General features: G+C 51.3%; 15 protein-coding genes. All 15 read left to right on the top strand.

Translation table 11 applies throughout. From position 1 onward, the window contains the following. Nucleotides 1-2: 2 nt before the first annotated feature. The 15 genes from nuoF (at nt 3) to B7989_RS03300 (ending at nt 24,448) form a co-directional block, all read left to right on the top strand. A complete protein-coding gene (gene nuoF, locus B7989_RS03230) occupies nt 3-1,310 on the top strand; it encodes an NADH-quinone oxidoreductase subunit NuoF (protein WP_088627161.1) in 1,308 nt (435 codons plus the stop codon). Between the two features lie 4 nt (nt 1,311-1,314). Continuing rightward, nucleotides 1,315-2,934: a 2Fe-2S iron-sulfur cluster-binding protein gene (locus B7989_RS03235; RefSeq protein WP_088627162.1), complete on the top strand. Its 1,620-nt coding sequence runs from the start codon at nt 1,315-1,317 to the stop codon at nt 2,932-2,934. After that, complete coding sequence (locus B7989_RS03240) at nt 2,934-4,289, top strand: complex I subunit 1 family protein (protein WP_088627163.1); 1,356 nt, start codon at nt 2,934-2,936, stop codon at nt 4,287-4,289. Before B7989_RS03235 ends, B7989_RS03240 begins: the two co-directional genes overlap by 1 nt. Then, on the top strand, nt 4,289-4,861 hold the full coding sequence (locus tag B7989_RS03245; protein ID WP_233144223.1) for an NADH-quinone oxidoreductase subunit I: 573 nt from the start codon (nt 4,289-4,291) through the stop codon (nt 4,859-4,861). Before B7989_RS03240 ends, B7989_RS03245 begins: the two co-directional genes overlap by 1 nt. Then, nucleotides 4,861-5,406, top strand: a complete 546-nt coding sequence (locus B7989_RS03250) for an NADH-quinone oxidoreductase subunit J (RefSeq protein WP_088627164.1) — start codon at nt 4,861-4,863, stop codon at nt 5,404-5,406. The genes B7989_RS03245 and B7989_RS03250 overlap by 1 nt, the downstream gene beginning before the upstream one ends. Beyond that, a complete protein-coding gene (gene nuoK / locus B7989_RS03255) occupies nt 5,406-5,720 on the top strand; it encodes an NADH-quinone oxidoreductase subunit NuoK (protein WP_088627165.1) in 315 nt (104 codons plus the stop codon). The genes B7989_RS03250 and nuoK overlap by 1 nt, the downstream gene beginning before the upstream one ends. Before the next feature lie 3 nt (nt 5,721-5,723). Next, nucleotides 5,724-7,679 carry an NADH-quinone oxidoreductase subunit L gene (nuoL, locus tag B7989_RS03260; protein ID WP_088627166.1) on the top strand — a complete coding sequence of 652 codons (1,956 nt, stop codon included), beginning with the start codon at nt 5,724-5,726 and terminating at the stop codon, nt 7,677-7,679. After that, entirely contained in the window at nt 7,679-9,412 is a 1,734-nt protein-coding gene (locus tag B7989_RS03265) for a NuoM family protein (protein WP_088627167.1), read from the top strand. Before nuoL ends, B7989_RS03265 begins: the two co-directional genes overlap by 1 nt. Further along, a complete protein-coding gene (locus tag B7989_RS03270; RefSeq protein ID WP_088627168.1) occupies nt 9,405-10,877 on the top strand; it encodes an NADH-quinone oxidoreductase subunit N in 1,473 nt (490 codons plus the stop codon). Before B7989_RS03265 ends, B7989_RS03270 begins: the two co-directional genes overlap by 8 nt. 154 nt (nt 10,878-11,031) lie before the next feature. Further along, the gene (locus B7989_RS03275) at nt 11,032-13,668 is read left to right on the top strand and encodes a fibro-slime domain-containing protein (protein WP_233144224.1); all 2,637 of its coding nucleotides are present in this window, start codon (nt 11,032-11,034) and stop codon (nt 13,666-13,668) included. A gap of 69 nt (nt 13,669-13,737) precedes the next feature. Further along, nucleotides 13,738-14,223, top strand: coding sequence for a 2-C-methyl-D-erythritol 2,4-cyclodiphosphate synthase (ispF, locus tag B7989_RS03280; protein WP_088627170.1), 486 nt, complete (start codon nt 13,738-13,740; stop codon nt 14,221-14,223). A 37-nt stretch (nt 14,224-14,260) separates the two neighbouring features. Further along, nucleotides 14,261-17,971: a peptidase A26 gene (locus B7989_RS03285; protein WP_088627171.1), complete on the top strand. Its 3,711-nt coding sequence runs from the start codon at nt 14,261-14,263 to the stop codon at nt 17,969-17,971. A 30-nt stretch (nt 17,972-18,001) separates the two neighbouring features. After that, on the top strand, nt 18,002-19,825 hold the full coding sequence (locus B7989_RS03290; protein ID WP_088627172.1) for a hypothetical protein: 1,824 nt from the start codon (nt 18,002-18,004) through the stop codon (nt 19,823-19,825). Nucleotides 19,826-20,032: 207 nt separating this feature from the next. Beyond that, the gene (locus B7989_RS03295) at nt 20,033-21,739 is read left to right on the top strand and encodes a Na/Pi cotransporter family protein (protein ID WP_088627173.1); all 1,707 of its coding nucleotides are present in this window, start codon (nt 20,033-20,035) and stop codon (nt 21,737-21,739) included. 495 nt (nt 21,740-22,234) lie between these two features. Next, complete coding sequence (locus B7989_RS03300; protein ID WP_088627174.1) at nt 22,235-24,448, top strand: FISUMP domain-containing protein; 2,214 nt, start codon at nt 22,235-22,237, stop codon at nt 24,446-24,448. Nucleotides 24,449-24,456 lie beyond the last annotated feature (8 nt).

Here is a 24,456-nt window from a genome sequence, read left to right on the forward strand (position 1 = left end):
TTATGGCTGAAGTAGTAAAAGTTTGTACAGGAAATTTTGGCAAGGGTGCCCAGGACATTGAAGTCTACAAGAAACTGGGCGGCTACGCAAACATTTCGGATCGCTTGTTCAACATGAGCCAGTTCGAAGTGATTGACTACGTGCAGCGTTCCGGTCTTCGCGGCCGTGGCGGTGCAGGCTTCCCGACTGGCATGAAGTGGAGCTTTGTTCCGCGCAATTCCGGCAAGCCCGTGTATATCGTAGTGAACGCTGACGAAGGCGAAGGCGGTACGTTCAAGGACCATTTCCTGATGATGGAAGATCCGCACCGCTTGATCGAAGGCTTGATTATTGCAGCCTGGGCTCTCGGTAGCCGCGCCGCATACATCTACTGCCGTGGCGAATTCCTGCCTTGCATCGAAAGCTTGAACAAGGCTTTGAACCAGGCATACGCCGCCGGTTACCTCGGCGAAAACATTTGCGGTACCAAGTTCAGTTTCGATATCTTTGTTCACCGTGGCGCAGGCGCCTACATTTGCGGTGAAGAAACTGCTTTGATCAACTCCCTCGAAGGTCAGAAGGGTCAGCCCCGCCTGAAGCCGCCTTTCCCGGCGGTGAGCGGTGCATGGAAGTCTCCGACTTGCGTGAACAACGTCGAAACCATTATGGCCCTCCCGTGGATTTTCCAGCATGAACCCGAAGAATACGCCAAGATGGGTACTCCCCGTGCAGGCGGTACCAAGGTGTTCTGCATCTCGGGTGACGTGAAGAATCCGGGCGTGTACGAAGCTCCGCTCGGCACCCCGATGATGACGATGATTAACGAATACGCCGGTGGCGTCGTGGGCGGAAACCTGAAGGCAGTGTTGCCGGGTGGTTCTTCTTGCGCTCCGCTGAACGCTGGCGAATGTGCCGTGGCCACCATGGACTATGAATGCCTCGCCTCCATGAAGACGATGTTCGGTTCGGGCGCCATGATCGTGATCAACGATACGCACAACATGGCTGAACTCCTGAACGTGCTCGGCAACTTCTACAGCCACGAATCTTGCGGCCAGTGCACTCCGTGCCGCGAAGGTACGGGCTTGTTGCACCGCATTCTGAACCAGATTGTGGAAGGCAAGGGCCACGACGGCGATGTGGAACTGATGCAGAGCCTGAGTGGTGGATTTGGCGGCGTGACGATTTGCCCGCTTTCCATTTCTCTCGGCGGCCCGGTGTCTAGCTACACCGCAAAGTTCAGAGCCGACTTCGACGAACTTATCGCAAAGAACCCCGAACATGCCAAACCGCGTGTTCAGGAAAACTATCGTCCTGGAATTTTCTGGTAATCATATGAGTAACTTCTACAACATGCCGAAACTCCCGACCGAGAATAGCCCGAAGGTGGAAATCTTCGTGGACGACAAGGCGGTGATGGTTCCTGGCGATACGAACCTCCTCGAAGCCCTCAAGGCTGTCGGGATTGAAACTCCCCACGTATGTTACCACCCGTATTTGCCGGTGTCTGGTAACTGCCGCCAGTGCCTGGTGGAACAAGAAGGCCCCCGCGGTCGCATGCTGGTGATTGCCTGCTATACGCCGGTGGCTCCGGGTATGAAGATCTACACGCCGGCATCCAGCGCCCGTGTGAAGAACGCCCGCAAGGCAACCCAGGAATTCATGCTGGTGAACCACCCGCTCGATTGCCCGATTTGCGACAAGGCCGGTGAATGTACCCTGCAAGAAAACTACATGGAAGCGGGCCAGAACGAATCCCGCATGCGTCCTGAATACGGCAAGAACTATCACGGCAATCCGGAACATCAGTTTATTGATGCCAAGGGTCAGGTGCGTGGCGGTAAGCATGTGGACCTCGGTCCCCGTGTTTTGCTCGACGAAGAACGCTGCGTGCAGTGCGACCGTTGCGTGCGCTTTATGCGTAGCATCGCCGGTTCCGAACAGCTGCAGCTTGCTGGCCGTGCCGACCATACTTACATTACGACCTTCCCGGGCGAAAAGCTGGACCACGAATACGACTTGTGCGTCACGGACGTTTGCCCGGTGGGTGCCATGACCGCGAAGTACTTCCGTTTCCAGAAGCGCGTCTGGCTTTTGAGCCACACGCCGACGGTTTCGATGGACGACTCTCTCGGTGCAAACATCTGGCTTGATCACGCCGACGGTCACATTTACCGCGTGATGCCGCGTTGCAACCCCGAAGTGAACCGCAGCTGGCTTTCGAACACCAGCCGCCTCGCTTTCCAGAACTTTGACAAGAACCGCTTGCCGGCTATGGGCTTCCACGTGATTCAGGAAGCTCTCGCCGAAGTCAAGAAGGTCGGGGGCAAGGTCGCCCTCGTCGCCGGTGGCTCTTGCACGAACGAAGATCTCGCCGCGCTCCGCATGCTCAAGGATTGCCTGGGCGACTCCGCCGAACTTTTCGGCGGCACCTTCAAGAAGGTGGGTGCCCCCGACGGTATCGCCATGAGTGGCGACCCGCTCGCTAACCGCGCCGGATTCAAGCTGCTCGGCATTCCTGACAGCAACCTCGACGATCTCGTGAAGCGCGCTTCTGAATTCAAGGTGCTCTTGACGGTGAATGCAGATCTCTTTGGCGAAGGTGGCTCTGCCGTTTCTTCTCTCGAAAAGATTCCGACCCGCATCGCTTTCACTCCGTTCAACGACGCTACCGCCAACAAGGCTACGCTCGCTTATGGTATTCGCCATTGGAGCGAAGTCCAGGGCACTATGGTGAACAGCCTGAACATTCTTCAGAAGCTTTCTGCCTGCCCGGTTTGCCCCGATGAAAAACTTCGTCCGGCTTACGATGTTCTCTCCGAACTCGCCGGCAACAAGTTCGAAAGCGCATTCGACGCCTTCAAGAAGGCGGGCGAGTACGCAAGCGTGCTTGCAGGACTTTCTTACGATACCATCAAGAATACAGGTAAGTTGCTCGAAGGAGGTAACGCCTAATGGATATCATCGAATCCAAAACCTGGGTGGAATGGGTCATTACCATTGCGAAGTTCGCCTTCTGCTTTGTTCCTGTCCTTTACATCCTGTTGTTGATTCCTATGGAACGCCGTGGCGCCGGCTTTATGCAGGATCGTCAGGGACCGAACCGTTCCTATATCAAGATCCCCTTCTTCGGTAAAATCCGCGCGTTCGGCTATGTGCAGAACATGTGCGACGGTACCAAGCTTTTCTTCAAGGAAATGTTTGCTCCGACCGGTTCCAAGAAGTTCCTCTACTACGTGGCTCCGGCAATCCCGTTTGCCATCGTGTTCTTAAGCCCGTGTGTGATTCCGTGGTTTGGCCCGATGGTCTTTGAATGGGGTGGCAAGGTGGTCCGCATTGCAGGTCCGATTCTCGATTCCGAAGTGGGCATCCTGTTGCTCTTCGGTTTCAGCTCGCTTTCTGCTTACGGTGCCGTTCTCGCAGGCCTTAGCTCCCGTTCCAAGTACAGCTACCTCGGCTCTCTGCGTACGACTGCAATGACGATCAGCTACGAAGTCTGCCAGGGCCTTTCCATGATGGGTCTCCTGGTGCTCGCAGGTTCCTTCAGCCTTACCGATATCGTGACTTGGCAAGAAAACCATGTGTGGGGCATTGTCGCTCAGCCGGTGGCTTTCTTCTGCTTCTTGATTGCGACGATTGCCGAAACGGGCCGCGCTCCGTTCGACGTTGCCGAAGGTGAACCGGAACTCGTTGCCGGTTACCACACCGAATATGGCGCCATGCAGTTCGGCCTGTTCTACATGGGCGAATACTCCCACATCTGCATTAGCAGCCTTTTGGTGGCAACCCTCTTCTTGGGTGGCTACTCGGTTCCGTTTGTATCGACTGCAACCATTCAAACCCACATGGGTGGCTCCTTGGCCATTCTCTGCTGGGTGCTTGCATTCCTCGGTCTTGCATTCCTCCACATGATTTACCGTTACTCCCGTAAGCTTGCCGTTTCCAAGCAGAGCAACAAGATGGAAATCCTGCAGGAATACAAGCTCTACAAGATGATTGCATGGGTTGTTACCGCAGCCTTCATTGCCGCCGGCGTTTGCTCCTGGCTCTACTACAACCCGGAATACTCCATGGTTAACGGCGTTGTCGTGAATAGCCTGGGTGCCGCTCTCGGTACTGCCGCCATTCACCTGCTGGTGCTCCTCGCCAAGAGCGTGTTCTTCTGCTGGGTGTGGATTTGGGTCCGCTGGACGCTGCCGCGCTTCCGCTATGACCACGTGATGCATCTCGGCTGGAAGATCATTTTGAATATCGCTATTTTGAACCTCGTCGTGACCGCCGTGGTCGCGAAACTGATGGGAGGTAACTAATGGCCCGCGTTATTAAGCAAAGACCCATGAACTGGGTAGAACGCCTCTACATTTTCGAGGCCATTCGCGGCTTGTGGACAACGCTCAAGCATGCGGCCCGCGGCCTGTTCCGCTACGAAGAACTTCCGACGATTTCCTATCCGGAAGGCCAGCCTGAGGTTCGCAGAAGCTACCGCGCCAAGCATCGTCTGATGCTCCGTGCTGATGGCACGCCCCGTTGCGTTGCCTGTGGCATGTGCGCTGCGGCCTGCCCTGCCCATTGTATTTATATCGAAGCGACCGCCAGTGACGATCCGCGCATCGAAAAGAAGGTCAAGCGCTTCGATATTGACCATTTGACTTGCGTGTTCTGCGGCCTTTGCGTTGAAGCCTGTCCGGTCGATGCGCTCCGTATGGATACCAAGGAAATCATCTTTGAACACCGCACCCGTGACGAATTCGTGGCAACCCTCGAAACTCTCACGAGTTGGAATCCGAAGGATTACCCCGATGACGCTCAGAGCCAAGTGGCTCCGGGTGGTACCAAGAATGCCGAGGCCCGCAAGGTCTGGGGAATGGAGGTTAAAAACTGATGCTAGCCTTGATTTATTTTATCATTCTTGCCGTGGTTGCCGTGGGAGCCGCCCTCTGCGTGTTCCTTTCGAAGCATCCGCTTTACGGTGGTCTTTCTCTCGTTTTGACCATGCTTTCGCTCGCGGGCATTTACGGCCTGCTGGGTAGCCCTTTCATTGGGGTGGTGCAGATCATGGTCTATGCGGGTGCCATTATGATGCTCCTCGTGTTCGTGATTTCGGTCTTGAATGCGGCGAAGGACAACAAGACTCCCATGTTTGACGGTGTTTCGATATTTGTGATTCTCGGCGTGCTCGCGCTTGCCGGTCTCGTCGGCTTTGCCCTGGTGCTTTCGCCCATGGGTTTCGATGTCACCACACTCCGCGGCTCTGTCGAAATGACTTCTTCGAACCTGTTCAATACGGCCCAGGATGGTCCCGGTTACTTCGTGCTTTTCGAAGTGCTCGGCCTGTTGCTGCTTTCTTCGATGGGCGCTGCCGTGCTTATGGCTAAGAAGCGCCTGGGTACTGACGAAGCTGTCGCCGAAGAAAAGGAGGAAAAGTAATGGAACTCCAACCGATTTATATTCAGATTCTCGCCTTGGTGCTCTTTACCATTGGCCTCATTACGGCTCTTGCTCGCCGTAACGTGTTCTTCGTGCTCATGGGTGTCGAACTCGCCCTGAACGCCGTGAACCTTTCTTTCGTGGGCTTTGCAAAGACGCTGCCTGCCGATTTGAGCGTGGCCGGCCAGATTGTGCCGCTGTTCTCGATCGCCGTTGCCGCTGCCGAAGCTTGCGTGGGCCTTGCACTCGTGATCCTCATTTTCCGCAACCGCGAAAGTGTCGATTCCGACAACTATTCTAACATGAAGGGGTAAGCAATGACAAATTTACCGCTTTGGTTTATACCTCTTTTCCCGCTCCTGGGAACAATCCTGCTTGCAACGATTGCCCTTGTTTCTTCGGGTAGCAAGAAGGGTCCTTCCGAAGGTTTCGTGGGCGCCCTCGCGGTGCTTTTCCCGGTGCTTTCGTTCTTGAGTGTTGTGCTGCTCGCTTTCGGTATGCCTGAAGAAGGTGTCCGTCAGACGCTCTGCAACTGGATTGATATCCCGATGCTCAAGGTCGATATCGGATTCCTATTCGACGGTCTTTCCCGCGTGATGCTCCTGTTTGTCACGGGCATCGGTTCGCTCATCGCTCTCTACTCGATCGGTTACATGCATGGCGACCGCGGCTTTACCCGCTTCTTTGCCTACATCAACCTGTTCCTGTTCAGCATGGTCGTGCTCGTGCTTTCCGACAGCTTGCTCCTGACCTTCCTCGGTTGGGAAGGCGTGGGTCTCTGCTCTTACTTGCTTATCGGTTTCTGGAACCACGACTTGAACAATTGCAAGGCTGCAAACAAGGCCTTCATTGTGAACCGCGTGGGCGATATCGGGTTCCTGCTCGGCATGCTTTGCTTGGCAACCTTGGGCGGCTCCGCTATCCTCAATTACGATGCGTTGAACAAGTTCATCGAAATGCTGATTGCCGGTGGCCATGTGGATCTTGCCGCTCCGATCTTGATGATTGCGGGCCTCTTGTTCTTCGTGGGTTGCACGGGTAAGTCTGCTCAGATTCCGCTTCTCACCTGGTTACCCGATGCCATGGCCGGTCCGACTCCCGTGTCGGCCCTTATCCATGCTGCTACCATGGTGACCTCGGGCGTTTACCTGCTTGCACGCCTCAGTCGCATGTTCTCGGTGATTCCCGAAGCTCTCGTGATTATCTTGATTGTGGGTATGCTGACAGCCTTCTGGGCTGCTGTTGCAGGTCTCTTCCAGAACGACATCAAGAAGGTGCTTGCCTACTCGACGATTTCTCAGCTCGGTTACATGTTCATGGCCGCAGGCGCTTTCGCTTTCGACGCTTCTATCTTCCACGTGTTCACCCACGCCTTCTTCAAGGCCGCCCTCTTCCTGGGGGCCGGTGCCGTGATTCACTCCCTTGCGGGTGAACAGGATATGCGTCGCATGGGTGGCCTTATCAAGAAGACTCCGATTACCGCTTGCGTGATGATCTTCTCGTTCCTCGCCATTATCGGTTTCCCGGGCTTTGCAGGTTTCTGGTCCAAGGACCTGATTCTTGAACGCATTTACACGAACGCCCCGTATGGTGAATTCTTCTACGGTGCGGGTCTTCTCACGGCTGTGATTACGGCGGTCTATATGGGTCGCTTGATTATCATGACGTTCTTTGGCGAATACCGCGGTTCCAAGGAAAGCGAAGAACACATTCACGAGGCTCCGGCCAGCATGTTGATCCCGATGGTGGTGCTTGCTTTCGGTGCCGTGTTCGCTGGTTACCTGTGGGCCGACTCCATGGGAATCAAGTTCTTCGAACATACGCTTGCGCCGGTGGTGGGCGATGCCCAGAATTACCTGCTCGGCAAGCTTGATGTTGTCCACGTGAACCCGATGACCTTTGCCTGCTTCGGTACGGCTGCCGCAGTGCTCGGTATGATTATCGCTTACGTCGTTTACGGTCTTAAGCGCCAGCCGCGCTTGCATGCCAAGTGGGGTAGCGCTCCCGAAGGCTTCAAGGCCGATTGGACGTTCTTCTTTGACTATATCCACGAAATTTTCATTGTCATGACGAAGGTTGCCGCTTTTGTCGTTGACATGATTGTCGATAAGATCCTGCAGGGAATCCAATGGACCGTCGGTTCCATTGTCGAAATCGTGGGCGATGGAGTGAGCTCCTTCCAGGTGCGCAAGGTGCGTGTGCAGCTTACGCTTAGCTTGGTGGGTGTCGTTGCACTGGTCGCTGTTGTTCTTTTGACCGGAGGTTTGTTCTAATGCTTTTACATCTCCTCGTCTTAGCTCCTTTTGCCGCTGCCATTCTGATGATGGCAACCTCTAAGGAAGATCCCAAGTCTTCTTCTAGACTGGCCTTCTTGTTCGGCTTTACCTTCGTCGCTTTGTCGATTTCCTTGATTGCCGCGGGCAACCAGGCGACCGAAGCCATCGAATGGTTCCGTATTCCGGGTGCGAAGGGCCCCGTTTACTACTACCTGTATAGCCATGGTCTTGGCGCCTGGATGGTGTTCCTTTCTACGGGGCTTTCCCTAGTCGCCTTGATTACGGGCCGCAACACCTTCGAAAACAACTACCGCAACTTTGCAATAGCCATCTTTGCGTTGATGGGTGCCATGAACGGAACCTTCCTCGCTGCCGATGCGGTGCTGTTCTTCTTCTTCTTTGAAGCGATGGTGTTCCCCGCAGCAGTGCTTATCGCCGGTTTCGGTGGCGCTGAACGCAAGAAGGCCGCCATGACGTTTGCGATTTACACCTTGGTGGGTTCTGCCCCGATGATGGTTGCCCTTTGGTACCTGCTCACGGTTGCTGACAATTCCCTGGTGCTTTCGTTGGCGGTGGCAATCCAGAATCTGGAACCCTCGATGCAGGTGACGCTCCTGGTTTGCTTCTTGCTCGCCTTCTTGGTGAAGACTCCGTTGTTCCCGTTCCACGGCTGGCAGGCGATTACTTACGCCGAAGCTCCGGCTCCGCTTTCGGCTATCCTTACGGGTGCCATGAGTAAGGCTGGCGTGTTCGGATTCATCGCCTGGATTCTTCCGATTTTCCCGCTTTCGATGGAAATTGTCGATAGCATGTTGTGGCTCGGCCTGTTCACGGCGATTTACGGATCGCTCATGGCTCTCCGCGCTACCGACGGCAAGAAACTTTTGGCTTACAGCTCCATGGGTCACTTGGGCCTTGCGGTGGCGGGCGTGTTCAGCTTGTCTGAATCGATGCTCCCGGCCGTGCTCGTGCTCCTGGTCGCTCACGGTCTTAGCGCTGGTGCCCAGTTCTACCTGATGGGTATTGCAGAACGCTTTGCCGGCACTCGCAATATTGAGCAACTCGGCGGTCTTTCTGCCCGCAATCCGGTGTTCAGCTCCCTGTTCGGTTTTGTGGCTGTGCTTTCGCTTGCAGTGCCTGGTACTGCCGGATTTGTGGGTGAATTCACGGTGCTCATGTCCTTGTGGGATATGGGCCCGCTTCCGGCCCTTGCCGCAGGTCTTTGCCTGATTCTCTCGGCTGCCTACGTGCTTCGCTTTGTGCAGAAGGTTATCTTCGGTAAGCCGGCTCGCGACTACGAAGACGGCAAGCGCATGACCGCTCTCGAAGGCTCTTCGATCGGTATCATGGGCGCTCTCCTGTTGGTGTTCGGTATGCATCCGGCATTCATCACCAACGCTCTGCAGCTTTTCGATGAAACTGCCGTGCAAGAAATGAACAAGGTGACGCACCAGTCCGATGTTGCCACCGATGCAACCGTCGAAGCTTCTGCCGATTCTCTTGGGGATGCCGTGGTTGACGAAAATATCGCTGCCGTGGCTCAGCCCATGACCGAAGACGATTTGCGTCAGCTGGATTCCAACTTGAAGGCAAACGGCTTTACCGACGAAGAACGCGCTTCGCTGATCGCTCAGCTCAAGTCCATGAGCGAATCCGATGTCGCCGATGCGGAAAACGCAACTGAATCTAACGAGGCCACAGTAAACGAGGAGGCTTCTAAACATGAGTAATATCGTTAATCTTTTGCCCGTGATTTTGGTTGCCGCAGGCGCCCTGGTGTCGCTTGCCGCTGAACCGTTCATCAAAGACGAAAACAAGCACAAGGTGCTGCCTTGGGTGGCAAGCTTCTTTATCGCTCTCGCAGCCGGGGCATACTACCTGACGACGAACGACACGTTCATGGACTTGTATGCCATGGACCCGATTCGCCGCGTGCTCGGTGTATCTGTTATCCTGTGCGCTTTCCTTGGCATTTCGAGCCTCCAGTGGACTCTCGGCCATGAAAAGTTCAAGGGTGGTGAAGCTTACGGTCTGTTGATGCTTGCCACTGCCGGTGCGCTTCTAATGACCCAGTCCATCGACTTCTTGGCTCTCTACCTGGGCATGGAACTTTCCAGCTTCCCGATTTATGCCTTGGTGGGCCTGCGCCGCAAGGACGTGAACGCAAACGAAGGTGCTTTCAAGTACTTCGTTTCCGGTGCCATTTTCAGCGTCATCTTCCTTTACGGTGTCGCCCTCATTTACGGTGCTACCGGTTCTACGCATATCTTTGCCTCCGTTATCGCTGGCCGCGGCCTGCTTTACGGTTTGGGCGTTCTCCTTGCTTTGTTTGCCCTCCTGTTCAAGGCGGGTGCCGCTCCGGTTCACTTCTGGGTGGCTGACGTCTATACGGGTGCCTCTGTGGCTGTGACCGGCTTTATGGCCGCCGTCGTCAAGGTCGGTGCGCTTGCCGCTCTCGGTACGCTTTGGCTGGGCTCGCTGGTGACCCGCATCGGTTCTGCTCCGGCTTGGAACCTTGCCGAACAGGTGACCATCCACAGCGAAAACAAGAGCTTGTTCTACGTGATCGTGGTGGTGTCGCTGCTTTCCATGGCCATCGGTGCTTTTGGCGGTCTCGCCCAGAAGTCTATCCGCCGCATTATGGCATACTCCGCCGTGATGAACGCCGGCTTTATCGTAATCGGCCTGTTGCTTCCGGACTATGCTACCCAAGGTACGGTGCAGATGGGTGCCATGTTCTACTTCTTGATTACCTATGCCATCGGTAGTGCCGGTGCTTTGGCCGGTATTGCTTACCTTGCCGGCAAGGAAGACAAACTGGAAACTCTGGAAGACATCCAGGGCCGTGGTCGCAAGCGCCCCTATGTGGCTGTCGCAACGACCGTTTGCTTGGCAAGCCTTGCAGGTATGCCGCCTGTTGCCGGTTTCCTCGCCAAGTTCACGCTCTTTACCGATGCCCTTTCGGGTGGACTCGGCCTTATTGCTGCGATTGCCTTTGGCCTTTCGCTCGTGGCTGCTGTGTTCTACCTGCGCATTGCCTTCGTGCTCTTCATGCCGCTCAAGGCTGAGTGCGAATGCAAGTGCTGCTGCGGCAAGAACAAGGCTTTCGCCTACTTGTTGCGCTTTGCGGTGACGCTTGCGGCAATCGCGCTCATCTTCATCGGAATTTTCCCGAAGTATGCGCTGATTGTGTAATTCGCGAATAGCTTTAGCAATCCTTAAAGAATTGATTAAGCCCGCTTTCGAGCGGGCTTTTTCTATGGTTTGTAAAAAAATGCTTGAGAAAGGACCTTTTTTCTTATATATTTGTTACATGCGCTCAAAAATTCTTTAATCTAGGAGTCTCATGATGAACAATAGACTATTAATGGCTGTGAGCCTTGCTTTTGCTCAAATGCTGTGGGCAGGGAACACAAAGCATTTCTTTGTGATGATTTCGCCTGACTTTGAAGAATGGATGTCTGCCGTGCCGATGATCAGTATGGATGGTGGAATGACGGGTAAAGCCATGACCGCTGTAGATGATATGTGCGGTTGGTTTTCTTATGCATTTACCGGTGAAGAACTTACGGACAACGTGGTGCTTTACCGTGATGACGACACTGAACGAGAAGACGTAATAGGTGTGAATGGTAACTGGGAAACCGCTGCCACGGCTCAACCGATAGCGTTGAAAATGCTCTTTAATATGGGAGTTGATTCCCTGTTCTTTGTACCAGACGAAGATCAGAAAACCAATGGCGATGGTTACTACTACAGCAAGGCAGAAGTAGACGGTATAGAAGGTACCTGCTCTTATGTTTTGGCCTCCATTATTTACGATACTGATGCTAGTCTGCATCCGGCATTCTCTTGCTATTCCGCTAGTGGCAAAGATTGCCAGCAAGGAGCCTTGGATGTAAAAGCTGCGGCCGCACTGCAAGCCGTAAATGCTTGCTTTGGTGTGACTCAGGGCCTTGTGTATTCAACTCTTGATGCGACTGTTCCTCAGTCCCAGAGAAAGCCGAAATTGAGTGCTAGCGGCAAGAAGTGCTTTATTGATGAAAAATACTTTAATATGTTGTTTAATTATACTCCGGGCGTGAACGAAAAGAGCTGCTTTGACATGCCGTTCAAGCGTGCCAAGGATGGCAAGTGGGAATTTGACTCGGATTACTACACTAGCCCGGGAGTTAACGTACAGGGCGGTTTCTATCCGGTAGAGACTACGACAGATGCTGTGATTCTTGCGGCGGATCCGAACCAAGTCCCTGTGGCTGCAGCCCGTACCAAGCGTACGGCCGAAGGCCCGGTGTTCTATGCATCGCCCCTTCGTAAAATTAACCAAGCGGAACAGATGCCGGAGATTGATATTCTTTGCAATGGTCCGGGTTGGAACAAGGGCATGGATTGCGAAGGTCTCTTTGCCGATGGTGCCGGAACGGACGCCGCCCTTTCGCCTAAATTCGGTAAGTGTATTTTTGGTTGGAGCTGCAAGGCAGATGCTCCTGAAGATTGGGCATTCTTTGTGAGTGGAACTGAAACTCCGGCTGTAAGAAGTGACTCTAATGAACCGCGCTGGACGTCTAAGGTAAATGATGATGGCACTGGTGGCCGTAATCAGCATTACTGTTTAGAATCTCATGCTAAATTTGTTTATAAGCCCGGTCTGAAATTTAGCTTCCGTAGTGAGGGGGGTGATGCTTGGGTCTTTGTTGACAATACCTTGGCCGCGGATCTTGGTGGCATTCATTTATCGACGCCGGGGTATGTGGACCTAGATAAATTCAAGGGTTACGATGGTAGCTTGCTGACGGTTGGCAATCAGTATGACCTTGATATCTTCTACTGCGACCGCCGTACTCCTATGGCAGGCTTGCGTGTCAAGACGAATGCGTACGTTTCGCGGAAGACTGCTATTAGCGTGAAGGGTAAAAAGAATCCGACAAATCCCGCTGAAACGTCTTACGAAATCTGCTTCACGGCGACAGGCGATGGTTCTTGCGCTTCTGCTCTGACGGGTTCTGACGAAGGAAAAACCTATTGCGGCTCCGAGCTTCTTCTGGAGGCGGGCATCATTCCCTCTTACACGCTCGTGAAAGGAAACAAAGTTTCTTCTGAACCGGTTGCTGGTTTTGAAGATGTTTCTACTTCGGGCGTGTACAAGTGCGGCATCAATTTGACGAATCCTGCCATTCCGAAGGTGGACAAATCCAGCATTTGCTTGCCGGGTGGCTATTACACCTTGTTCGTGACTATTGGTGGCAAGTCCAAGAAGATCATGAGCTTCAAGACCGCCATGGAAATGGATGTACTCTACAGGAACGGTAACGCCATTTCTGTGGATGATGAAACCGGCGATGTTGTTCAGAAGGGAAAGTACTCTGTGGAGACCATCGCTATGGGTGGCGAAATGATTCCGGTCTATGTATCTGCCGTCTCCTCTAGTAACGATTCCAGTGACCTTGAAATCCTTCCGCAAGAAGCTGTCGGCATGGAATATACGCTCTCTTATGACAAGTTAATGAAAGTGTACAAAAAGATTGTTGACTCAAATGGTGACGAAACATTCCAGAAGATTCGTTCTGGTGAAAAACTGACAATCGGTGAGTCCGGTGTTGATACCCTCTACGCAACCGTTGATAAGGATGATTTGTCCGATTCTATTCAATCCTTTGAAGTCAGCGTGACGGGTAGGCCCAATAGCCTGAAACTGAACTTCTCGAAGAATCCCGTTTCCGATAAAATTCCAGGAAAGGGTGGCGCTGCAGTTGGAAAAATTGCAAAGTCTTCCTTCTACGTGAGACAGACGGGCTCGTATCAATTTACCATTGTGATGGATGAATCGGTTACGTCGATCCAGAGAAACTTTGCCGTGATGGATCTGCAGGGCCGAATTGTGCAACAAGGTGTAATCAATTCTACGGAGACCACTGTACCGGTGTTGTCGTCCGGCACCTATGTGGTCAAAGTTGGCCAGGAAATGCAGCGAATCAACGTTCGGTAGCGAAAACGAATCCGTATAACTAGAAGAAGAATCCTTTTTTGTTAAATTTATACAAAAAAGGATTTTTTTATGGATAAGATTTATCGTTCGGGCATCGGGTTTGATGTCCACAAGTTGGTAGAAGGCCGCAAGTGCATTATTGGCGGCGTGGATATTCCTTACGAAAAGGGCTTGCTCGGTCACAGCGATGCAGACGTCTTGCTGCATGCCATTAGCGATGCCTTGCTCGGTGCCGCTGGCCTTGGCGATATCGGTACGTACTTCCCGGATACAGACCCGGCATTCAAAGGCGCTGACAGCTTGGAACTTTTGCGCAAGGTGGGCGAAGAAGTCCGTAAGGCCGGTTACGAAATCATCAATATCGACAGTATCGTGATGTGCGAACGCCCGAAGGTGAACCCGCACAAGGACCAGATGAAGGCAAACATTGCCCGCGTACTCGGTCTCGATATCAAACAGATCGGTATCAAGGGTACCACCACCGAAAAGCTCGGTTTTACGGGCCGTGGCGAAGGTATTGCCAGCCAGGCTGTTGCCATGGTTCGCAGCCTTTAATATCTTTTAGATAAAATACATAGTTAGGAGAACAAAGATGCTTAAACGAATCTACGCAGCTGTATTGCTGCTTGTATTCGCCCAGGTCTCGTATGCGGCCTGGGATGGTTCCGTCAAAATTCCGAAAACGGTCAAGACCGGCGGCGTGGAATACTACGAGATCACCTCACCCGAGGAACTGATCGGTTTCTTGGATTCCGTGACGACGGCGAATATGGGCAAACCAAGCCTCAGGGCTTATTTGAAGAACGATATCGTTTTCGGTGCCGATACGTCAAAGCTTTGTTCCAAGCGATGGGTACGTAGTAATCGTAACGAGTACTTCGAAGGCGATTTTGATGGCAAGGGCCACACTATTTACGGCTTGAATGCGGAACGTTCGTTGTTCCAAATCGTGGGTCAGGGGGGCGGCTTCGTTCACGACTTTAATGTGGCGAACAGTTCTTTTGGCAGCGATACGGCCTATATGGCCGCTGCGGTAGTGACAGAAATGCAATCGGGGCTTTCGAACGTAAACGTAATCAATACGGATGTTCGTAGTGGATTTATCGCAGGCGGCGTTGTGGCTCGAATGCTGAGCCCTTCGGATGCTCAATTGGCTTATATCTTGAGCTGCAATATGATTGGTGGTTCCGTTAAAGGTGGCACCTATGTGGGCGGTGTCGTAGGTACGGCTTATGGGCGCATTGCCGGTTGTAGCAATTCGGCGAAGGTCACTTTTGTAAAGAATGAACGTGTCCAGCCGGAGTACAATATCTTTGTTGGCGGCATTGCTGGCGATGCAGAAGCTCGAGACGGTATCGCTATTGAAAATAGCGTTAACCGCGGTGATGTCGAAATGGTGTCGGGTGCTTCGCTGTCTTATGCGGGTGGCGTTGTCGGTTTTGTGTTGGGCTCTGTGACGAACCTTCAGAACTATGGAAAGGTTTCTGCGAAGACTGCCTTTACTTGCGATACGGTAAGTTCTGATTGGCAAATTACTCTTTATGTCGGAGGTATTGCTGGTAGCAAGCATTACCGTAATTACGAAGAAAGCGAAACCCGTGATTTCGTGAACGAGGGCGATGTAACTGCGATTGTTGAATCTGCTCTTGACGAAGGTATTTTGGCAGTGGGCGGAATCTTTGGTGAAAACAAGAATAACGCCTTCCGCAATGCCTTGAATAAGGGTACCGTCAAAGCCTATGGCTCCGGTAAATACAGAAAGGTTTATGCCGGTGGCGTTATCGGTTACACCGCGATTTATTCGAATGTACGCGGTTATGAAAAGCTAGGCAACCGCGGCAATGTCTCTGCCGAAGGCCCGTACCGAGTTTGGACGGGTGGCATTGCCGGTTATTTGGAACGCGCTACTTCTCCGTTCCTCGCATTGTCCTTGTCTTACAATTATGGCGATGTTACCGGTTCTGTTGCAGAAGATCCGACAGAATACGGTGTCTTGAATGTGGGCGGTGTTCTTGGCTATGCTGACGGGCTTTCCATTTCCGATGTCTATAATCGTGGTAAAGTGATTGCCAAGGGGAAGTTGAATAAGGGAAGTAGCGAAGTGGGTGGACTTGTCGGCTTCTTCAATTATTCCGATCGCCCGATTTCGAATTCTTACAGCGCCGCTCCCGTTGTCAAAGGCGATACCCTTGGCGGCATTTATGGATATTCGGGCCTGAGCTATTCGCCGATCAATACTTACTATGACGGCTCTCTTGCGAATATTGCTACGGCAGGCAGATTCTACTATGATGCGACCAATAGCGCAGAATGCAAAAAGACAACTGAAGATCTCCAGAGCGAAAACATGGTTGTCTTGCTGAATACGACTGGCGGAACGGTGGCTAATCGCAATTTGTGGACGCGTCGCCCTGACGGTTATCCGGTTCTCAAGTTCGATAGCCTGTATAAGAATGATTCTGCTTATTTCGATATGCAGCAGTATGCGATGCCGCCTTCTCAAGCAGATGGCGATACCTTGGTTTATACCATTTCTAAGGCGGAAGAATTGGCAGCCTTTTTGGAAATGCCTCGTTATTTCGAAAAGTATGGGTACAAGAAAATTAAGGTGGAGCTTGCAAGCGATATCGTGATGGGCCGCGACACTACGCTTTTGGCTGCTCGTCAGATGTCTGCGGATACGGGCTATACCAGTTGCCTGAAGGCCGACTTTGACGGTAAAGACCATGCCATTTATGGCCTCAACATGTCGAGAGCGATGTTCTTCTGCATGGATTCTGGCGTGGTCGTGCAGAACTTGACCATTGCAAACAGCCGCTTCGAAAATGACTGGGGTTGGTCTGCGGCAGCCGTGGTTATTAGTAATGGCGGCACTGTTAGAAACGTGACTGTGCGCAACAGCTTGGTTCGCGGTGGGTATTCTGCGGGCGGCATTGTCGCTAACAACCATTATGCGAAATATGGCATTGTGCTGAATTCTAAAAATGAAAATACGACGGTGATTTCGTCGAATATTTCTGGTGGTATTGCCGGTGAATCCGAAGGCGTGCTGCAGAGCGTTCGAAACTCTGGCCGGGTGTATGGACGCTTGGCTGGTGGCATTGTAGGTAAAAACGCTCCTTATTACATTTTCAACAATAGTGCTAGATTGGTTTCTGACGCTTACAATTCGGGAACGGTTGTTGCCACTGGCGAAGCACCTGTTGCTGGCGGTGGCATTGCTGGTTATAGTCAGTTGTCTGTCATAAGCGGCGCGTTTAATACGGGCTTGGTCGAAGGATCCGTCAATAGGGGAGCGCTTATGGTCGGTGGCGTTGCGGGCCGAATCGATTCAACAACGACCCTTACGGGATCGGGTAACTGGGGCCGTGTGCATGCTCTGAATGGCGAAATGGTTTATGCCGGTGGCTTGGCTGGACGTGTTGATGGAAACATAATGTATGATGCGGATGGAAACGGTTTCGGGCTTCTTGCTAATGTGGTGTTCAGCTTTAATTACGGCCCTGTGACTGTAAAGAAGGCTTCTGATGAATCTTATGCGGGTGGGCTCATTGGTATTGGCAAGGGCATTACCATGCAGACAGATTATAACAGAGGTGCCGTAAGAAACGAAGCGAATGTCGCTAATGCCATAACGGGTGGAATCGGTGGGTTGTTGGATTCCGTGATTATCGCTCAGTCTTACTCCTATGGCGACACCTTGATTGGTAAAAAGGTGGGAGCCGTGCTTTATGAACCGACAGGCTTTTTCAAGTTTAACCATGTGATGTACGCCTCGAATATAGAAGATGCCTATAGAGTTTCTTCGGCAGCAGGGACTGATTCCATTGTGGAACCCCTGAGCTTTGAAGAAATGATGTATCCGTCTGTGATGCAGTTGCATCCGGGTTTCAAGAACGAAAAATATGTTGATAATGGGTGCTTGCCGGTATTCAGTTATGACACGACGAGCGCTTGCGCGGTAACGGTGGTCAAGGACTTCTTTGGCGACGCCGATGAACCGTATAAGGTGGGCTATATTGTAGACGTCTTCTATGCAGATTCTACGTTGAATCCGAATGATAGCGGCTTGACTCCTGTGTTGCCGAAACCGGTGGTTTCGCTGTTGCAGGTGGAAGTTTCTGGTCGTAACGTAGCCGTGACGGGCTTGCTTGAGAATAGGCCTGTGATGGTGTTCGATATGCGTGGCCGCATGGTGGCCTCGGTTCGATTCCATGGGACTTCGGTGAACCTGATGATTCCGAAGTCGGGCCGTTACCTGGTCCGTAGCGGCAAACAGTCTCGCTTGATTGTTGTCAGATAACCTAGAGAATTTTTTGTTAGGAGATTCGCTATGTTGAAAAAGTGCTTGGCAGTAGCAATGACTTTGGTTGCCCAGGTAGCGTTTGCTGCCATAGGCGATTCAACGAAATTCGATCAAGATAAATTTGAACGAATCGGAGATACGCTGTATTACAAGATCTCTACTGCTGAGCAATTTGAAAAACTGCTCGAAGGAGTGCGAATCGAAACGGACGGCTATGTCGTTGGCCTGATTGAGAAAGACCTTGTCATGGGCAAGGATACTCTTCATCTGGCAAAGAACAAAATGACTGTCGATACGAGCGGACGATGCACGAACTTGTATCTCAATGGTCAAGGCCATACGATTTACGGCTTGAACATGTCTAGAGCCATGTTCTACTGCGTCGAAAATCTTGTGGAAAATTTGACGATTGCAAATAGCCGTTTTGAAAACGATGAAGGCTTGTCTGCTGCTGGCGTTGCTGTTCACTTAAAGGAAAATGCCTGCGTCCGTAACGTGAAAATCCGTAACAGCGTTGTGAAAAGTGTAGACATCGCCGCAGGTCTTGTGGCGTATAACGATGGCGCGATGCTTAACGATACGAACGAAAACTCGCTAGTTTCTTCGACCAATATCGCCGGTGGCCTTGCGGGCTCGCTTCGCTATGTGTTAATAAACTCCCGTAACAGCGGACGTGTGTCGGGGCGTGTTGCAGGCGGCCTTGTGGGCACGGGCGATAAGCTGGGTACAGACGGAGGAACCATCACGGGCTGCTCTAACAGTGGAATGATTCTTGGTAATGGAAGCGGCTCTGTCTCGGTAGGCGGTATCGCAGGGTATGCTCACCGGACATCATTTAACAGCCTGAAAAATACGGGCCTAATTGAAGGCAAATCTACATCAGGGACGCTTACGGTGGGTGGCATTGTCGGCAGACTTGATTCTACGCAGAATGTTGTAGACTGTGGCAACTGGGGTAGAGTACATGCTCTTTCTGGCAAGAAAGTCTATGCCGGCGGTGTAGTGGGCTTGTATTATGGCGAACTCCAAATGGTGGGAGAACAGCTTAGTCGTGTTTCCTGGTTGGTGACCTCCTATAATTATGGGCCGGTAACAGTCAAGGCGTCCGAAGATTTTGCCTATGCGGGCGGCCTTGCGGGGTATATAACGGGATCGCTCATTTCGGCGGATTACAATAGGGGCACCGTGAAAAACGAAGGCTCTTCGAAAAATCGGTATACGGGAAGCCTTGCCGCATTAGTGGATTGGTGCTCGGTTGCGGGCAACTATAGTTATGTGGATACTTTGACCGGAAGTCATACCGCTTCGCTGGTGTATGAATTTGCGGGGACCAATAATTCTATGTATAGATCGTATTATGGCGGCGTAGAGGTTCCCCCTGTCGGTAAATACTCGGATGACCTGACGAATATGTACCAAAAGGATTCGTTGGTGTCTTTAGGCTTTGAAGAAATGAAGGAGGCCCTTCAGATCTATGACGGCGGTAACTGGGTGCGGACGGACTGCATGGCTCAGGCGAAGACGGATACGAACACGGTTTGCACAGTAAAGGTGATTGCCGATTTCTTCGGTGATTCCGATAAGCCTTATGAGGTTTCCTTCCTTGAAGAAGAAGGCAAGACTCCGGTGATGCCGAAGGTGAAAACTCCGCTTCTGAAGGTCGTTGTCTCTGCCCGAAACATTTCTGTCTGGGGGTTAGCTCCGAGCCGCCCGGTGCAGGTGTTCGACATGCAGGGGAACTTGGTGACGACGGCAAATCCCCAAGGTGCGGTGGTGAACCTTATGGTACCGAAGGCTGGGGTTTACATTGTGCGTAATGGAAGTGCCTTACGCAGGGTGACTGTCCGCTAGTTTTTGAGACTAAAGCCCCCGTCAAATGACGGGGGCTTTGCTTGTAATAAATATTTTCCTTTTTTATAACCCCACATGAAATGGGGGAGTGCTGGCACTTTACTATATTTTTACGCAGTCTTTACAATCACAATTCACCGCCATGAGCCCGAACTAGCTGAAAGGCAGCGACGATGATCCGGTAGTGGCGTTCCGTAGGAATGTCCTATGACACTTATGATTCTTAAAATGATTGGTTGCCTTGCGCTGCTCATGTTCGGCATGAAGACCATGAGCGAAGGCTTGCAGAAGCTCACGGGCGGTCACCTGCGTGCTGTCCTTGGAACCATGACCAAGCACCGCATCGGAGGCCTTCTCACTGGTACCTTTGTGACGGCCTCGGTGCAGTCTTCTACCGCTACGACCGTCCTTACCGTAAGCTTCGTTAACGCTGGCCTGCTCACATTGAGTCAGGCCATTCCTGTTATCATGGGCGCAAACATCGGTACAACGGCCACGGCCTGGATCATGTCCATATTCGGGTTCCAGTTCAACATGAGCTCGGTGGTGTGGCCCTTCTTCGCCCTCGGCATCATCCTTTCTTACACCAAGAAGAATTCGACCAAGAGTATAGGCGAATTCGTGTTCGGTTTCGCGTTCATGTTCCTCGGCCTTACCACGCTGCGTGAAAATGCGGTGGCCATGGACTTGGCACATAACCAGACTGTCATCAACTTCTTTGCGACGACCGGCGGTTGGGGTATCTTCAGCACGCTCCTCTTCTTGCTGCTGGGTAGCATCCTGACCATGTGCGTGCAGTCGTCTGCGGCCATCATGGCAATCACGCTCTTGCTCTGCAGCAGCGGAGTTCTTCCGATTTACCAGGGCATTGCGCTCGTGATGGGTGAAAACATCGGAACGACTGTTACTTCGAACCTGGCGGCCCTTTCGGCAAGTACGCAAGCGAGACGTGCGGCCTTGGCCCACATGTTGTTCAACGTGTTCGGCGTGGTGTGGATTCTGATTATATTCCGTCCGTTCGTGAACATGGTGTGTAGCATTGTAGGGTTCGACCCGACGTTCGTGCCGCACACCGATGAAGAAGTTGCCCAGGCGGGCGTCCGAGTGACCTACGCGCTTTCTGCCTTCCACACGGCATTCAACCTCTGCAATGTGCTAATCCTCATCTGGTTCATTAAGCCGATGGAAAAAATCATCTGCAAGATTATCCGCGAAAAGGAAGACGGCGAGGATTTCAAAGTCAAGTTTATCAGCGCAGGTCTCATGAGTACCGCAGAACTTTCGCTCTTCGAAGCCCGCAAAGAAATTAACTTGTTTGCGGCTCGCACGCAGAAAATGTTCCGCATGGTCCCCGAACTGCTCGAGATGAAGGACGAAAACGATTTCGTGAAACTCTTTGCCCGCATCGAGAAGTACGAAGGCATCAGCGACAACATGGAAATTGAAATCGCCAAGTACCTGAACCAAGTGTCCGAAGGTCGCTTGAGCCCCGAAAGTAAGACGAATATCCAGTCGATGCTCCGCGAAATTTCTGAAATCGAAAGTATCGGTGACGCCTGCTACAATATGGCCCGCGCCATCAACCGCAAGTTTAGGAGCTCCGACGACTTTACCGAAGAACAGTACAACCGCATCAAGCACATTATGCAGTTGTGCGACAAGGCGCTCACGAACATGATCGATGTCATTAGCGATGCTGTGACTGCCGACGCAAACCGTACGCTGAATATGGAGAATGAGATCAACGATTACCGCAAGCTCCTCAAGGAGAAAAATATTGCCGACATCGAATCGCAGAAGTACAGCTACCAAATGGGTGTTCACTACATGGACGTGGTGAACGACTGCGAAAAGCTGGGCGACTACGTGGTGAACGTGGTCGAGGCTCATACAAACAAGAAATTCTCGACCTAAGAGAATTCGCCTATAAACTTCGTCATACTGCATCACGCGAGCTCTCGCTGTATGTTTTATACAGCTTCGGCTCGCGTTCTTTGTCTGACTCGTTTCTAGATGAATTTTGATAATGCGTTTTGCTTTGTATATTCGGTTCGCATTCTACTTTGGCTCTGCACTTTTAGCGCGGGAAATGGGCTTTGCCCATTGTTCGTCGAAGGATGTCGTAATCATATCTTGTCGGAAACTTGTTTCCGCTTCAAGATATAGATTAGGACCTTGCTCGCTTCTAGGCGAATTTTGAAAAAACATCGCAATTCTGCTTCGTGCGAACTTTTGCCGTGCGCTTTGCATGGCTTCGGTTCGCTTTTTTTTGCGTTTTTAAGGCAGTTTAGGCCTTTTTGTGACCGATTTCACATAGGTTCTCAAGGGTTATCTTTCTATTTGAAATATTATCGTGACAAAATTATATTTACATTGAATAGCCCCATCAATCTCTCAAACGAGGTCCGAATGAAAATGAAGTTCTCTCTACAGGCAATGGTTGCCTCAAGCGCACTCTTGATCGCTTGCGGCGGAGATTCCACTTCTACCAAGCCCGAAGCAAAAGATACTCTAGCGGACGGATCTAGCGTAGAGACGATTTACGACTTGGGCAAATGTACATCTGATCGTATTGGCGACGTCATTTTTGTCGAAGAGGAAGGCGTCAATTACGAATGCACCAAGAAAGATTGGAAGGATATCGGAGAACCGGAATCCTCTGCATCGAAAGAGGATAAATCTTCCTCTTCAAAGGTAAAGTCTTCAGAATCTAAAGATGATGATTCCTCTTCTTCAAAAGATAAATCATCCGATTCCAAGGATGATGAATCTTCGTCTTCTAAGGACAAGTCGTCCGATTCCAAGGACAGTTCTTCTGAATCTAAAAAGGATGACTCTAGTTCTTCAACGGCGCCAAGCTCGAGCAGTGTTCCCGAATCGAGTTCCAGCGTACAGGGTGCAAATGAGACTGTAGAAAATGTTGCTATATCAAAGAAAACCTTTACGGGTGTTGCCGAAAAAGGTCCCTTTGCAAGCGGAACAGCGATTAAACTTTCTGAATTAGACGATGTTCTGGACCCGACTGGAACCACTTTTGAATGGGAAGTTACAAGTGAATTGGGCGAATACACGTCGGCTAAGGTGACGCTCAAGAGCCAATATGCATTGATGCAAGCAAATGGCTATTATTACAATGAAAACACCTATAAAAAGAGCGCAGGCCAGTTGACCCTTAAGTCTCTTGTTGATTTGAGTGATCGTAATTCTGCAAATATCAACGTTTTGGGACACCTGGCTCACAAGCGAATCATTAACCTGTTTGCAGAAAGTGGCAAATACAAAAATGTGCCTGCGGCAAAGGCTGCTGCCGAAAAAGAAGTTCTCGCTGCTTTCGGTTGGTCTGGCAACAACCATGCTTTTGAAGACTTGAGCATCTTTGGAAGCTACGAAGATGATGCGAAGCTTCTTGCTGCATCCATTCTTTTGCAGGGGGGCTTGAGCGACGCTGACCTTACCAGCCGATTGACGACTCTTGCAACCGATTTCGAAGATGACGGCCGTTGGAGTGATTCTGCGGCAAAGGTTGCCATGGCTGACTGGGCTATGAAAAATGATTCCAACCTTACTGTTATTCGTACAAAACTGACTGCGATGAATAGCTCTGTTCCGAATTTCGAAAAATATATCAGCATGTTTGTTGGCGAAATTTATGGAATTGGAGTGTGCGATACAAAGCAAGACGGCATGATGATTAAGATGACAAACGCTTACAGCGATAACTTGGGCAAAACTTATGTTTGCGATGGTGACCGTTGGCGTTTGCCCACGTCTATTGAAAATAGTTTCAAAACCGCTTGCACCAAGGGTAATAACAAGAAGACTTTCACCGATATGAATTCTAGCAGTTCTCCTATTACCTATGTATGCGATGGTGGTAATGGAAATTGGCGCAAGATGGGTGTTTACGATTTTAGTAAGAGCGCTTACTTGAACAGTGAAATGGAATATGGAGAAATCAAGGACAGTCGTGATGGAAAGACCTATAAGACGATAACCATTGGACTTCAGACTTGGATGGCAGAAAACTTGAACTATTACGATGAAGATAATGCAAACCTTGTTGAAAACGCCTGGTGCTACAAAAATGTCAAGGACAATTGTGAGGTTGGTGGAAGACTTTATAGCTGGACAGCCGCTATGAATCTTGATTCGAAATACTTGAAGACTTCGGCTGCAGCACTTATTGAAAGTCCGCATAGAGGCCTTTGCCCTGAAAAGTGGCATGTGCCTGACACTGCGGAATGGAGACAGCTTAAGACTTACGTTGCGAAAATGGAAACGGCTTCAACTATGACAAATGATCATACTGGAAAGTTGAAATCTTCTAGAGGTTGGGTGGGCTACAGTACAATCAGCCAGTCTACCAATGAATATGGTTTCTCTGCCATTCCGACAGGAGCTTATTATGGTATTCATGCTGACCCGACGGACAACTATAGCCGTTACCTTTTTGATGATGCGGGCTACTTTGCCAATTTCTGGAGCGCAAATGAGGCCTCCAAAAGCACTGGTGCTATTTACTGGTTCCTTGACTATCGATACAACTATATCAGCTATTATTATAGCAGCTATAACGAGAAGGATCGCGGATTCTCTCTGCGCTGTGTGAAGGATAAGGAATAAATTACCCG

The organism is Fibrobacter sp. UWB5 (genome assembly GCF_002210295.1).
GTDB lineage: Bacteria > Fibrobacterota > Fibrobacteria > Fibrobacterales > Fibrobacteraceae > Fibrobacter.

What these genes read in the sequence shown, in the direction of transcription:
- nuoF (WP_088627161.1), top strand. Translation starts at nt 3, where the DNA reads ATGGCTGAAGTAGTAAAAGTTTGTACAGGAAATTTTGGCAAGGGTGCC.
- B7989_RS03235 (WP_088627162.1), top strand. Translation starts at nt 1,315, where the DNA reads ATGAGTAACTTCTACAACATGCCGAAACTCCCGACCGAGAATAGCCCG.
- B7989_RS03240 (WP_088627163.1), top strand. Translation starts at nt 2,934, where the DNA reads ATGGATATCATCGAATCCAAAACCTGGGTGGAATGGGTCATTACCATT.
- B7989_RS03245 (WP_233144223.1), top strand. Translation starts at nt 4,289, where the DNA reads ATGGCCCGCGTTATTAAGCAAAGACCCATGAACTGGGTAGAACGCCTC.
- B7989_RS03250 (WP_088627164.1), top strand. Translation starts at nt 4,861, where the DNA reads ATGCTAGCCTTGATTTATTTTATCATTCTTGCCGTGGTTGCCGTGGGA.
- nuoK (WP_088627165.1), top strand. Translation starts at nt 5,406, where the DNA reads ATGGAACTCCAACCGATTTATATTCAGATTCTCGCCTTGGTGCTCTTT.
- nuoL (WP_088627166.1), top strand. Translation starts at nt 5,724, where the DNA reads ATGACAAATTTACCGCTTTGGTTTATACCTCTTTTCCCGCTCCTGGGA.
- B7989_RS03265 (WP_088627167.1), top strand. Translation starts at nt 7,679, where the DNA reads ATGCTTTTACATCTCCTCGTCTTAGCTCCTTTTGCCGCTGCCATTCTG.
- B7989_RS03270 (WP_088627168.1), top strand. Translation starts at nt 9,405, where the DNA reads ATGAGTAATATCGTTAATCTTTTGCCCGTGATTTTGGTTGCCGCAGGC.
- B7989_RS03275 (WP_233144224.1), top strand. Translation starts at nt 11,032, where the DNA reads ATGAACAATAGACTATTAATGGCTGTGAGCCTTGCTTTTGCTCAAATG.
- ispF (WP_088627170.1), top strand. Translation starts at nt 13,738, where the DNA reads ATGGATAAGATTTATCGTTCGGGCATCGGGTTTGATGTCCACAAGTTG.
- B7989_RS03285 (WP_088627171.1), top strand. Translation starts at nt 14,261, where the DNA reads ATGCTTAAACGAATCTACGCAGCTGTATTGCTGCTTGTATTCGCCCAG.
- B7989_RS03290 (WP_088627172.1), top strand. Translation starts at nt 18,002, where the DNA reads ATGTTGAAAAAGTGCTTGGCAGTAGCAATGACTTTGGTTGCCCAGGTA.
- B7989_RS03295 (WP_088627173.1), top strand. Translation starts at nt 20,033, where the DNA reads ATGACACTTATGATTCTTAAAATGATTGGTTGCCTTGCGCTGCTCATG.
- B7989_RS03300 (WP_088627174.1), top strand. Translation starts at nt 22,235, where the DNA reads ATGAAAATGAAGTTCTCTCTACAGGCAATGGTTGCCTCAAGCGCACTC.